The sequence below is a fragment of the Streptomyces sp. NPDC088197 genome, assembly GCF_044741185.1.
In the GTDB taxonomy this organism is placed as follows: Bacteria; Actinomycetota; Actinomycetes; order Streptomycetales; family Streptomycetaceae; genus Actinacidiphila.
This window is the reverse complement of the sequence record NZ_JBIUSD010000009.1, coordinates 1-13959: the sequence shown is the minus strand read 5'-3', so window position 1 is coordinate 13959 and position 13959 is coordinate 1. Positions and strand designations below refer to the sequence as shown.

At 64.9% G+C, this 13959-nt stretch carries 6 protein-coding genes; 1 reads left to right on the top strand and 5 read right to left on the bottom strand.

The features are described from left to right. The first annotated feature begins 248 nt into the window (after positions 1 to 248). Entirely contained in the window at positions 249 to 1532 is a 1284-nt protein-coding gene (locus ACIOC1_RS21880; protein ID WP_401716817.1) for a DNA cytosine methyltransferase, read from the top strand. Positions 1533 to 1600: 68 nt separating this feature from the next. Here the strand turns inward: ACIOC1_RS21880 and drmB are convergent, their stop codons facing one another. The 5 genes from drmB to ACIOC1_RS21855 form a co-directional block, all read right to left on the bottom strand. Continuing rightward, the gene (drmB, locus tag ACIOC1_RS21875) at positions 1601 to 3448 is read right to left on the bottom strand and encodes a DrmB family protein (protein ID WP_401716820.1); all 1848 of its coding nucleotides are present in this window, start codon (positions 3446 to 3448) and stop codon (positions 1601 to 1603) included. A gap of 3 nt (positions 3449 to 3451) precedes the next feature. After that, positions 3452 to 6658, bottom strand: coding sequence for a helicase-related protein (locus ACIOC1_RS21870; protein ID WP_401717177.1), 3207 nt, complete (start codon positions 6656 to 6658; stop codon positions 3452 to 3454). A 29-nt stretch (positions 6659 to 6687) separates the two neighbouring features. Then, on the bottom strand, positions 6688 to 8622 hold the full coding sequence (locus ACIOC1_RS21865) for a UvrD-helicase domain-containing protein (protein WP_401716822.1): 1935 nt from the start codon (positions 8620 to 8622) through the stop codon (positions 6688 to 6690). Then, entirely contained in the window at positions 8619 to 13406 is a 4788-nt protein-coding gene (locus ACIOC1_RS21860; protein ID WP_401716825.1) for a DEAD/DEAH box helicase, read from the bottom strand. Before ACIOC1_RS21860 ends, ACIOC1_RS21865 begins: the two co-directional genes overlap by 4 nt. A gap of 201 nt (positions 13407 to 13607) precedes the next feature. Further along, entirely contained in the window at positions 13608 to 13904 is a 297-nt protein-coding gene (locus ACIOC1_RS21855; protein ID WP_401856111.1) for a hypothetical protein, read from the bottom strand. Positions 13905 to 13959 lie beyond the last annotated feature (55 nt).

Genomic DNA, 13959 nt, shown 5'->3' with positions numbered 1-13959 from the left:
ATTCGCCCTTCGGATGAACTTCGTGCTCAATTTCGCCGCGTAGCCGAATGGGCAACATGGGTGTGTGCGCGTGCGGCACTTGACCGGGACCTCATAGGCGACGCGCTCACGGCGGCCATGCTGGTTGCCTTCCCAACTGACCTGTCGGACCGGGTGGTTCGGAATCCGGGCCCGCGGAACGGCGGCCCAGAGCAGTACAGTGATGGTGAGTGTTGTCTCAGGTGATCGTAGCCGGCTACAGTTCGTCCATGGCCGAAGACCCACGCTTGACCAGCGGTTTTGGTGCACCCGCTAGTGGTGTCCAATCTGCATCGGATCGGTTCCGCATGATCGACCTCTTCGCAGGTTGCGGTGGGTTGACCAAGGGATTTGTCGACGCCAGGCACAAGGGCAGCCCAGTCTTCACTCCCGTCGCAGCCGTGGAGATCGACCGTGCTGCTGCGGCGACGTACGCGGCGAACTTCGGACCTCACGTCCACAACGGAGACATCGCCGACTGGGTGCGTCGCAAGCAGGCCATCGCTACGGCGGACGTCGTCCTCGGCGGCCCTCCTTGTCAAGGATTCTCCCGACTGGGCAGCAGGGATCCGCTCGACAAGCGCAACCAGTTGTGGCGTCACTATCTGGATGTGGTCGCTTGGGTGAAGCCCAAGGTATTCGTGATGGAGAACGTCGACGCCTTCCGGAAAGCACCCGAGTTCGTTCTGCTCGTCGACGAAACACGTCCGGGAGGTCTCCTCGAGGATTACATCATCCGTGACGCCGTGGTCAGCGCAGCTGACCACGGCGTGCCGCAGCATCGTAAGAGGATCATCCTCGTCGGAGCACGGAAAGATCTGGTCGTCGCACCTGGATCGCAACGGCGTATCGATGATCTGTCGGAACTCGAACAGCAGGCTCTCCTGATCCCGGACCCCACCGTACGTACTCCGTCAACGGTGTGGGGGACCATTTCACATCTCGTCCTGAAGAAACTCGATTCGACGATGGCGAATCGCCGGAACGAGATCAACGGCGCTCTCATCGAGGGTCCGTTCCGGATGGACGAACTGCACCTCCAACGCAGCGGAATCACCGCACGTTCGAAGGAGCGCTACGCCACGATCCCGGAACGCGGGAATCGGTTCGACATCCCTGAACACTTGCTCTCTCCCTGCTGGAAGAAGCACAGGACCGGGTCCACCGACGTCATGGGACGCCTGTTCCGAGACAAGCCGTCAGTGACGATCCGTACCGAGTTCTTCAAGCCGGAGAAGGGGCGCTACCTCCATCCTTGGCTGGACCGCCCCATCACGCACCTGGAGGCGGCTCTTCTGCAGAGTTTCCCTGAGGACTATCGATGGTGCGGGTCCCGGAACGAGATCGCCCGGCAGATCGGTAACGCTGTTCCCGTGGGTCTGGCCCGTGCCATCGCAGAACACCTCGCGCCGTTGCTCCTGGCGCAGCCCAGGGATCGGGCAATTCCGGCCCTACCTCCGCGGGCCCAGCGCCGTGTGGTGAAACACACGCCGTCTCTTGTATCGGCGCCGTAGGATCTCGTCTCGTCGTTGGATGCTCCGGTCCGGCAAGACTACGGTGGCAGCCCTCAAACGGATCGTGATCAGAAGAAGCCGGGGACACCGCCGTCCTGTGTGCCGACGAGCGCAGCGCGGTCGAGCAGGATGTTGTTGTTCTCGCAGCTGGTCTCGGGCAGTAGAAGACATGCGTGGCAGGCGGCCAGGTTGAGACTGTCGACGCCGCTGGCCTCGGATTCCATGCAGAGCGGGTCGTTGGAGCACCAACTCGCCCGTTGGAGTGCTGCGTGCAGGGTTTTCACGAGTCGCTCCGGTTCGCCCTGGGCCACGATGCCGCCGAGACTGCCCGCAGAGTCGCTGGTTGCGGTGTAAAGGAGGACACCGGCCATGTCTTTGTCCACGTAGAGCCGCTCGCGCAGGGCGGATGCCGGGTAACCGCCGTCCAGACTCCACTCGTTGATCAGTACGTGTGCAAGCGCGTGAATCAGCAGGAAGCGTGGGGTGGCGGGGGATGCCGGTACGGCGGATCCAGCAGTACCGGCCCGTTCGTGCAGAAGCCTTTCGTGGTTCGCCCTGATCCGCTGGGCTCGTGCGATCGGTCCCGGCTGCTGTTCCCACGACCGCAGCCGATCACCGTCGAGACGCAGGAAGACACCTTCACCAATGACTTCGAACGCGGGCAGCCAGGCGGGTTTGTCCAGCGCGATCTCGGCTCGGCGGACGTCGGTGACCGCCTCTTGACGCGGCTCCTCGACTCGAGTGAACCCCTGGAGCGCGCGCACTTCGCGGAGTCGCTTGACCAGCATCACCTGTTCGATCCCGTGTGAGCCGGTAAGCGGTTCGACGGCGCCCTCGGGGAATTCGCAGACGAAGTCCTGACTCTGGACATCGTCGCACTCCGCATGGGCTCTGCCAAGGCGGTCGTACTCGTCCCGATAGAGTTGAGTGCGCGCCTCCCCCGACACCGAGGGGATCGCGGGATCGACGGCAGCACTCTCCAACTGCCGCAATTTTTCTATGTGGCCAATGACATCGTCGGGAGTATTTCCCGGATGATGTCTGAGCACGCCTTCAATGCGAAGGTAAGCACGAATGCCTTCGTCGCTCTCCCTCTTCAGCTTCTCGTACAAGGGTGCGACGAGTTTCGCGAGCGGTTCGCTCCATGGTGGGATCGACAGCGCCGAGTGCATCACGGGGAACCAGACGGACGACGAGCCTCGCTGAAGCGTCCGGGGTTGCTCCTCACAGTTCACGGGCTTGGCGTCCTTCAGCCAGGGGCGGCGACCACCGCAGCGAATACCGAGGTCCTTGAGCGCTTGCCGTCTGAAGGAACCCTCCATGGAGACTTCTCCGGCTCCACAAGTGCAGCTGATCAGGACGGCGCGCAGCGACGCAGTCGAACCATCGGCGCGGAACCGCAATTCCCCTCCGCACAGACCGGGTTCGGTACGTTGCTTACCGCGGTGCACCCACTTCCAGTAGGGGAAGTCCTCCAGATGGCCATGCACGCAGGCCATCACGAAGCGCGACGGCACGAGGTCTTCCTGGCAGACAACGCATTCCGCTTTCCCAGCACGGGAGTTGAATTTGCGAAACGGCTGTAGCGTCCGGCATTGAGGACAGGAGTACATGGTCGGGAAACGGATCGCACGTACGCCATCGGTCGCCTCGTCCGCATCGAGGGCCGGGGGAAGTCGGAACCCCTTGACGTGCAAGTGGTTCGCCAGGCGGGGCTCCCGTACGAAGGGGGCTTTGGAGATGTCCCACGAGTCGATGCCTCGCACGAGGAACGACTCGTTCTCGACTGCGATCATGGCGCCTACGCCGTAGGTGGTGATCAGTTGGGCGCGTCGGACCTCGCCGAGTCGACGTGCGGCACGGATCGGGGCGGAGCCGCCTGCTCGTCGGCGCACGCGTGGCGGTACTGGGGGCACGGCTTATCGCTCCTCGAAGAAGCTGGACGAGGCGTCGACATCGCGAAGGCTCCAAAGGGTCGGCCAACCGGCCGAGTTCCCGGATACATTCTCATAGCCGTTCAGCAGCGCCGGGGCTCTGCCGGCGCGAGGCGCTTCGTAGACAAGCCGGGGGTGTACATCGGCCTCTTCCCGCCACCAGGTGACGAATTCGTCGAAGGCGTTCGTTGTTGCGCCCAGTTCGGACTTCTCGACCTGCGCCACCCGGTCCAGTACCGCAGGCCGGACGATCTCGTTCAGATCGTCCACGAAGTCCTCGATCCGTGCGGCGGCCTCATTGGGGCGTGCGGCAGACAGCATCAGCCTCGCCAGTGCGACGATCACGGCGTGAAGTCCGCGGTCCCGAGCTCCGGCGGAGAAAGGTGTGACGCTGGTGGACTCCACCTCGCGGTACAGGGCCGAGTGGTAGTGCTGGAAGGACTCGTAGTGCGAACGGTCTCTCGAGCGGGTTGAGTTGAGCATCACGGCGACCAACCCGGGATGCTGACGACCGACGCGGCTGGTGGCCTGGATGTATTCGGCGGTCGTCTGGGGTTGGCCCATGACTGCCATCAATCCGAGTCTGTCTACGTCCACGCCGACCGAGATCATGTTGGTGGCGAGCAGCACGTCGAGGACGTCCGTCTCGGGCAGCCGCCGTTCCACGTCTTTGAGGCGTCGGGAGATGTCGCCGGCGTTCGCTCGGCTGCTCAGCTCCGTGAGTCCGTCGATACGGCGTGCCGGGACCCCGTCGCGGACTGACAAGTAGTCGAGACGATCCTGGACGTCGTCGAGCACTTGCAATTCCGCGGCCGACAACAGCCGGAGACTGTTGAAGTAGCCGACCAGGGTCCAGTAGGCGTCCTTGACCTCGTCCGGTGCCTGGTAGGTCAGCGCTCGGTGGAGCAGTACGGCGTAGACACGGATGAGGAGGGTCGACTGGCTGGTGCTAGAAGTCAACAGACCGACGTATCGGCGGGCGGCCTTGCGGTCCCTCGGCGTCTCCACGGCGAACCAGGAGTCGCGCGAGTCCAACCCCGCTGGGGGGAATTGCTCGACCGTCCGCGCGAACAGCCGAGAGCCTTGCTCGTGAGCGCGGCGGATGGTCGCGGTCGACGCGACGACCTTCGGCCGGCACGCGAGGGTGTCCACGGCGGTCTCGTACAGACCGGTCAGCGTGCCCAACGGTCCGGAGATCAGATGGAGTTCGTCCTGGACGACAAGTTCGGGAGGCCGAGTGCCGTCCTCCCGGTCACGGTTGAACAGTGCTGCGGACGCAGGCCTCCAGGGCATGGCGGCGAATTTGTCGACCGTGGCGATCACCAGGGTCGGGCGTGCCCAGTACACCGCTTCATCCACCAAGTGAATGGGAAGGCCGGAGCCTGAGGCGAAGTCGCAGTCGACGGCCGGGCATTTGATGGTCATGCGCGTGTCGTCCTGGTCGACTGAATAATTGTGGGGAGAAAGTGGCTCTCCGCACCACGGGCAGCTGCGGAGCTGCACCGGGTTGTCCGTCTGGATCGGCTTCAGTGGGTTCGTCCGCAGCTCGCCGAGTTTCTGGGCCGCGACTTTAAGGGTATTGGGCGTTGACGATCGGCCGACCCACATTCCGATGGACACCTCCTCCTCTCCCAGCGACGAGGGATCACGTGCCCTCAGCAGTTCCATCGAGCAGATCAGTGTGGCGGCCCGCTCGAACTGCTGGAGAGTCAGGAGTCTGAGCGTATAGCGCATGAGCACGGTCACTCCCCCTCCAGTCGCGCCGTCGCGCAGCCTGCGCAGGAAGGTGGTGAACGCGATCAGCCCAAGGTATGCCTCTGTCTTGCCGCCACCCGTGGGGAACCAGAGCAGATCGGCCACATACCGGTCTTCGGACTCTGGATCGACGATGCCGCCAAGGCAGAGAAGAATGAAGGCGACCTGAAACGGGCGCCATCTACCGCCGCCGAGATCAAGGAGACCCGGCTTACCGCTCTTGATCCAGGAGGAGCGTGCGCGTTGTTCGGCCATTGCAAGGTTGGCGAGTTGGAAGGCCCGCAGGTTCTCGGGCCTGTCGCGGTCCGCCAACAGGTCAAGGCCTCGGTGCATTCGTCGCAGTGCCCGACGGCAGCGGGCAATCTGCTCAACCGCGGGCGCCTCGTAGTCCGTACCACCCAAGTGCCGGGTCTCCTCGGTCCTGGCGTCGATCCAACCCTCGTAGCCCGCCAGCATCCGGCGCAGTGCGGCCACGGTGTCCTCGGCGGAAGCGGTACCCAGACTTTGCATGGTGAGGGCGCTGTCATCGATCTCCGGATTCGAGTCGGTCAACAGCACCTCGTGGGACGGCACGAACTCGGTCCTGATCGACTTGACGGCTGATCGGGATCTGGTCGCGAGCCCGACTGAGGGCGGCGTCCAGTCCCAGTGGGCGGCGCACCCATGTCCGGTGGCAAAGCTCGGTGCATGATGGTGAATCATGCGGCTCAACGCCTGCTCGGAGTCCACGGCGCCAAGCATCGCCGGCCGCTCGACGAAGGCCGCGCAGTCATTGTCGGCGGCGGTGACTTCCAGTACCGGTTGGTAGAAGCAGTGCGCGTCACGCAGGTCGTATCGACCTACTTCAAGGCTGTTGACCACAGTGGCTGTCACCGTCACGGTTCGGCCGGGCCCTGACACGTGACGCACAAGCACCCGCAGTTCGAGGCCGGGGTGGAGGACGTGTGGATCGTGGGTGAGGGGAGCGGTGACGTCCACGACGACTGGATCGATCCGGAGCGGGATACGGCGCCATTGCTCCCGCTGTGCCTCGGTGCTGCGCGCCTCGGTCCGCCTGGCCGCGACAGGTTGCCCCTCGGCGTCCTCCGGTGTGTAGACGGCTGCTTGGACATCGAACCGTACCTGTGGGCAAACAGCCGGATCCACCGCGAAGGTCAGCCCGATCGACGAGGGCATTCGCACGTTGGCCAGAGCCAGGCCCAGGTCCCCGGACGGTTCGTCACGTTCTCCTCCTGCGGTGAGCGGTGCAGCATCCAGCCCGTCTCTCACGGCCTCCAGATCCGCTGGCTCGACGGGCCCGTCCTGGGGTCGCGGACGGGGGAACAGGACTCCGACCGGGTACATGGTGATGGGTGCGTCGTCCTTGAGGATCTCGTCGGCGCCACTAACCGGGCCCAGAAGATCCCTGCGTAGCGCGTCGAGGAGAGAGTCACGCATCCCGTAATGCGCCTGGTGGCCAGTCTTCGTCACGTCTTCACCTCTTCCGGTCCGACCGGCTCGGCGGTGTCGGGGGGGTACCACTGGAAACGTCCCAGCCCATTCAGGCGAGGAGCGAGCCAGACACCTCGGTCCCCGATACCCGCGCGCCCGCTCGCCGCGCCGCTTCCCGCCACACTCTCGACGCAGTCGATCCGTACTCCCGTGATCAGTGGTGGCCAATTCTCGGCCCGGCCCTGAGACCCGCGATACAGCAAGCGACACAGGTCGGTGCGGAACCGCTCGGACACGACACCGATCCGTCGCCCCGCGGCCATCACTGCGTAGGGCGGCGACTGGTCGGCGGCGACAGGGATCCCGTGGAGCAGCACCAGCTCGGCCGGACAGCCTGGAAAGACGTCCGCCCGCAGATGCATCTGGAGATGCGCGCAGTCCTCGTTGACGTCTTCCGCTCCAGGCGGCTGCTCATGCGACACGTCGTCGCCGAGGATCTCCATGCCATTCCTGGCCCATGTGCTCCTCCCGCCGAGGTACCAACGGTCCAGACGCCTGTCCTTCCGTACCTGCCAGGTGACGGGTGCGTCGATGACGTGCAGATCGTCACGGGCTCGGGTCAGAGCCACGTAGAGAAGGCGTGCTTCTGCCACCGGATCGTAGTCGTACCTCTTCTTGTCGACCCGTCGTGGTTCTTTGAGTACGCGGGGTTCCACGACCAGCACACGGTCGAACTCCAGCCCTTTCGCACGATGCACGGTCGAGATGATGAGCGACGAGGGGCCCGTCACGGTCAGCTCGTCCGGAAGCCGACCTTCGGCGAGGGCGCGGTGCAGTGCCGGCACGTCGATCGTGCCACGCCCGCCTCGCGCGACCTTGCGCGCGGACCGCCACAGCGAATCGGGAGTAGCCCCGTCCGGTAGGGCGATACCATCCGAAAGCTCCGAAAAGCGCTCGAAGTTGAGCGTGGGAGCGAAGGTCGCCGCAAGGAGTTCCGCGATCCATACCGGAGCCGAGCGATCGTACGCGGAGCGTTGCAAGGTGTGCGGAACCCCAACATCTGCGAGACGGCCGGATAGAGTCAGCGCCTGGCCGTTGTCCCTGCACAGGATCGCGGTGACACCGGGGTAGTCGCGCAGTGCGGCCTGAACGAACTCCGTGTCCAGGCTGCCGAAGATCGACGCGGACATGAGCAGTGACCTCAAGTCACCGTGAATACGCTCCGCTTCCTTCGCCGCTTCGGCCTGGTCGCGCGGAAGCCGCTGCAAGTCCGCACCGAACGGAAGCGCAAAGCGGACCGACTCGGATCGGGCGCGGAAGTTGCGAGTGAGGTGCAGCTCGACCAAATCCTCGCCGAAACTGATACGTACCCAGTCCAGAAAGCGATCCGTCTCTGCGGCGCGCTGCTCCGGGTCGGACACCTGAAACCCGTACACACCCTGCGCCGAGTCACCGACCACGGTGAAACCGCAGTTCTCCTGGAATCGATCGAGAAGGGTCTCGACCATCTCCCGGCGGACGCCGACGAGGTCCTGGACCTCGTCGATGACCACGTGTGCCGGAACGCCGGGTTCGCCGACCTCGACAGCTCCCTGTTCTATTGCGTCCGTGGCTGCCGCAATGCGCTGGTCGAATGTGGAAGCGCTCCAGTCCGTGTCGGGGAACGCGCGCCTGAGCAGTCCGGACGCCCATGCGTCGAACGTCTGGGCCCGCACTCGTCGGGCCCCCGTCGCGTGGCGCGCAATCCGATCGGTCAGCTCCCGGACCGCTGCACGGGAGAAGCTGAGCACCAGGATCTCGGCGGCTTCCAACTCCTCGCGCCCCATGAGCACGTCGAGCCGGCGCACGAGCGTGTATGTTTTCCCGGTGCCTGCGCCCGCCGTGACCAGCACGCGGGCGTCCCAGGGCTGATTCACGACGGCCTGTTGTTCTGCGGTCAGGGCGTGATCGTCGCTGAGTGGGGACGTCACTGCTGCTCCTCCCACAGGTACTCGAACTCGGTGAAGGCGAGTTTTTCTCCGTAGTTCGTGATGTTGTCGCGGACATTGAGGATGAGGCAGGTGTCCTTGCCACCGTTCTTCGGGCCCCGCAGCCCGCGACCGATCATCTGCTGGTAGACGTTGGGGCTGTAGGTCGGGCGGGCGACGACGACGGCACGCGTCGCCGGAGCGTCGAATCCCTGGGTGAGCACGTTGTAGTTCGTGATCACCTGGATCTTGCCCTTGCGGAAGGCGTCGATGCGGTGGCGGCGCTCGGCGATCGGGGTGTTCGCGTCGATCGCCGTAGCGTTCACGCCCCGATCGCCGAGTTTCGCAGCGAGGAATTTGGCGTGGGCGACCGAGGTGGCGAAGACCAGGACCGGCCAGTCCGACGGCATCTCCGTAATCCTGTCGATGATGCGCTGATTCCGGTCGTGGTCGTCTGCAAGACGTTGCTCAGCCCCCTTGGGGAGGGTGGAGAAGGTCTCCGACCGCTTCAGCTCGTCGGCATTGAGGGAGATTGTGCCGCCGGTAAGTTCGCTGTGCTGTACCTGAGCCAGGACGCCCAGGCCCTGGAGCTGCTTGATGGCGTCGGACAGATCACCGTCGAACACGCCGGTGTCCAGGCGGTGTCCGAACCGTTGAACCAGTCGGCGGGTCAGCTCCTCGTCGTTTCGGTACGGCGTCGCGGTCAGTCCGACGAGATGGCGGCTGGTGCGCTGATGGGTCAGCCCAAGGAGTTCGAGCAACCGCGTATAGCGCGGCGAGATCGCCGTGTGCGCCTCGTCGACCACGACAAGTGCCGCCCTTTCGCAAAGCCACCTGTAGTCGGCGGTCGCCAGGCACTCGTCGAGCTTCGCATCGGTCGCCACCACCAGTTGTGCACGGTCGTCGACCGGTGTCGCCGAGTTCCCCGACCAGAGTCGGCTGATGACCAACGGAAGCTCGGGCCCGACCTTCGACCATACAAACTTCCAGCTCTGCACCGCTTGTTCGCACAGCTCCTCGGTCTGGGCAATCCACAGTACGGGCCCAGGAAGTTCGGCGTTGTCCCGGATCCACCGGATCACGCCTTCGGCCGTGATCCGGGTCTTTCCTGCACCCGTTGGCAGGCTCAGCATTCCGCGCTGTGGCACGGGATTGTCCAGCACGGCGAACACTGCCTGGGCCAGTTGCTCCTGGTAGGCGTGAAGGGACGGGAACTCCGAGGGACCGTCCACTTCCAACCTGGCCTCGAGGGCGGGAACCCGCGAACCTGCGAAAGAGTCGGGGAAACCCAGATTCGTGACGAATTGGCGAGCCTTGTCGTTGCCGTTGAAGGAGGTGGGGGCACGGCTCGGGAACGCCAGCGTCAGGTCACGTGTGTGCTCGCGGAGAATTCCGTCGTCGTGCGCATTAAATGCCATCTCCGCTATACGGCGTGCGTCCGGCTCGGCCCCCCGCTCATTCAACTCGCTCTCCATAAGACCGGGGGGGAGCCCCAGCCGGAGCGCTTCGGCACCGATCAGGAGGGCGATCTTGTCGATGATGCTCTCGCTCTCCCGCACCGCGCGCAGCCGAGCCTGCAGCTGCTGATCCTGCTCTTGTCTCTCCTGCAGTTCGAGTGCCTGGCGGCATCCCGCCACGCCGAACTCCCACTTGAATTCCCGATCGGCAGCGGCCAGCACCTGCGGGCGGTCGAGGGAGTCGAGCACGTTCAGGGTGTTTCCCTTGCGTGCCGCCTTCAACGGCAGGGCGGTAGTCCCCATCGGGGTACGCACGACCTGTTCCAGTTCCGAGCAGCGCTGAATGCGGATGTTGCCGGCGGGGGCGCCTACCCGTGCACGGACCGTGGGGAACTCATCGAGCAAGGGAACTTGGGGACCGCTCTTGATTCGACGGATCTCCTTGCTGATCACGTCGCCGACCTTCAGCATTCCCCATTCCTCGACCATGTCCTTCGCCGTGGCCGCGTCCGACTTGTCAGAGACGAGAAGCGCCGGCAGCTGTTCGCGGATCAGCTCCTTGTACTCCGTCTCATTCGTGGCGACCGCAATCTCGGCATCGGGCCGGCACTCCCATGCCTCGCCCACCCGACATCGCGTGGCCACGCCGTCGGGAAATTCGAACCCGACACGAAGCAGGAGGGCGTAGGCGCGACCGACGAAAGCATCGTCCTCGCTCTCCAGGACCCGGTCGAGCAGCTTGCCCCAGCGCGCAATGGGTACGTCGTCGGGCGCGGTCGGGAGCATGAGGCCACGCGCGACCTCTGGGCCGATGTCGGCCACTGGCAGAACCGAGGCGTACTCCTTGAGCTGAGGTCCGACGGCCTCGGAGACGCGGGTGAGTCCGAGAGACGTCCGCACCAGACCGTACTTGCCGATCATCCAACGTAGGGGAGACACAATCGCTTTGCGCGTGGACGTTTGAGCTCCGTACTGGCTGTTCCAGTTCTGCACGATGCCGTTCTCGGGGAGCGCCGAGACGAACGCGGCACATCCCTCCTCCGAGAGCGTCCGCAGCAGACGTAGCGGGCCGGCAGTGGCACCGCCTTCCACGACCAGGCGACTCATGCTCGGTCTCGGCGCGTTCGCGGGAAGACCACGCAGATGGCTGTTGTGGACGGCCTCCTGGTAGTCCTTGAACCACGTCTCGACTTCTGGGCGATGTCCTGGCGTCGGGCGGTCGAAGAGCCCGAGGTCACGGAAAAGCGCCTTGTCGCTGCCGTGGAAGTCGAGGTCCACCGCGATGGAGGCGTCGCGACTGCCGTCGGCCGGCACGACCGGGCCCGGGAGGAGGCAGTCGCGCATCCGACGGAAGCGACCGTCGAGCGTCCGGACGTGCAGGATGTCCAACGGATCATGGAATCTGCGGCGGATCGGCTCAACTTGGGCATTCCCGCCTGCGCTCCGCAGGAGGATCCAGAAAGTCGTCCAAGCCTGGCTGTCATAGTTTTCGAAGCCTTGGTCGAGCACACCCTCGAAACGGCCCTGCGCGTCCGCGACACGGATGCCGATGGTCAGCAGGTGTCGTGCCATCTCCGGACGCTCGGAGATCCGGCGGTCGACGTAGACCATGTCGTCCCGCAGAGCATCGTCCGAAGTGCGGTGGAAGATCTCGCCGGCGACCGGGGCCACCATGCCGTGATCTTCGGTGAGGACGATCTTGGCCTTGCGGGCCTCCGTCATCATCTCGGGATCCACCCGATGACGTCCCGCCTGCTCCTTGAGCACCATCAACGCGAGGATCTCGATCGCGTGCCGGGATGCTTCCGGCGTGCCGTCGGCGACCAACGCCTCCAGCCAAGTCCGCACGCTCTGCGGTCGCACGCCCGCCGCTTCGATGATGTGGTTCATCTTGCCGCGCCGCAGAGTGGTGTCGGCGGCGTCGACCGAGGGGTGGATCCAGTTGACGGGTCGACCCGGATACGCGGACCAGATTCGGAGCCACTTCTTGTCCAGGCCCTGCGGAGTGATGAGCAGATCCTGGGGAAGCTGCAACTCGCCGTTCTGATCGGGCAGGGACGGGCGTTGCGCGGTCAGCGCCCAGACCTGGCGCAGAAGGTAGTCGTCGGCCCAGTTCAGATCCTCTTTGGTACGACCGGGGAGCAGCGGGAGATAGGCGGCCGGGTCCTCGGCCGGCACCAGTTCCGGGATCGTGTCGACGACCAACTCGGCCGCCGCACGGAGCAACTCAAGATTGAACGCGTTGCCGTCGAGGAGGTGTTGGCGGTCCTCGTTCGTCTTCCAGGGCGCATTGAGGATGCCGCTGAGCGACACCTCGTACTTGGTCGGGAAGAATGCCCAGAATTGTCCCTTGCCGGTCGGTACGGTACGCAGTCCCTCTTCGCGGACCGTGTACCCCGGCAACGCCCACGAGATGTCGAGTTCCGGGCGGTCATGGAGTTCGCCGGCGCTGTCGAGGACATCAGCACTGGGAGTATGCGCGACGGAGTAGACCTTCCACCGCTCGACCGTCGACTTCGCACCGCGCGCCACCTCCTTCAGGGTTCGGTGGATTCCGTTCCGCTCCACCGAGATGTCGCGGCGGACCGGGGGCATCGGTCGATGGTCGATCAACAGAACTTTCCCGACGTGCGAGGAGAAGAGTTGGAAGTGGGCCGGGAACGGATCGATTCCTTGGCCGTCGCGTCGCCGGTGACCGGTGATGTCGTGACCCAGACGCTCAGCCGCACCAGGCAGCAACGGCAGGCGGACGACCGTCGTGGCCCAGCGCAGAAGGTCGTCCAGCACTGGGTCGTCGGCACGCTCCTTCTCCATGTCGAGTGGCCGGGCCATCCGTAGGACGGGCATGTTCCCGTCCGACTCGCCTCTCCCATTGAGTACTTGGGCGATCTCACCGGCCGACCAGGACCGGTCGAACCCGAAGCTCCCACTACTGCTGAAGAACTGCGGCGCGTCGCTCACCGAAAGGACGGACTTGACACCGACCCCGAAGCGGCCGATCTGTCCACCGCGCTTGCGCGAGACGCCCATCCGAAGGATGGTCTCCGCACCCTCCGGGGTGACCGGCGAACCCTCGTTCGCGCAGTAGAGGTACTCGTCGTTCAGGACGACCTGAAGTCTGCCGCCGGGCTTCGCCGCGATCTCATCCGCAGCGTTCTGCACGAGTTCGAACAACTGGCGATCACCGTAGCCGCCTTGGGTGATGCGGCGCTCTCCGTTCGCGTGCTCCTGGACCAACCCCGGGTCAACTCGGTAGGTCTCCAGCACGACTGCCGACTGACGCAACACGGTAGCGATGACAGGGGAGATGGAGGATCCGGTGGGTTGCATGTCGAAGTACCAGGTTTCTGGGCGAGGACCACTTTGCAGGAGGAGCGGACCACCCAGGCGAGCAGAGGGCTACGCCGGCGGCCCGCGGAGCACACGAGTGCTTATGGCTTGCGGCGGGGGACCGGCCGACCCGGTCCCCCGCCTACTCCGAGCAGACGAGGACGAGGATGACGACGCATCGCGCCCAGCGGCTCCTGTCGGTCACTCGGCGGAACGCGGACCGCGTGGAGGCCGACTACGCCCGCGGCGCGCGCGACGGGCAGTCTCCGAGCCGCTACCGATCGGTGACAACGGGCGGCCGGGGGGAGCCTTGGGCGTGGGACGGATCGTCTTCGAGGCGATCTCGTCCACCCTCCTGCGCCATTCGATGACGTCCGAGAGCTTGATTCTCATATCGTCTCGGAACTTGGCACGCGCCGCTTCGGTCTCGTAGCCGTCGTGCTGCGCGACGATCTCAGTGAGCTTCTTCGAGACGGCCACCGATCGGGTGACGGTCATGAGGCGAAACGAGCGAGGCCCCTGGGCTGTTGATCGAGATGTCTGACGTCTCAAT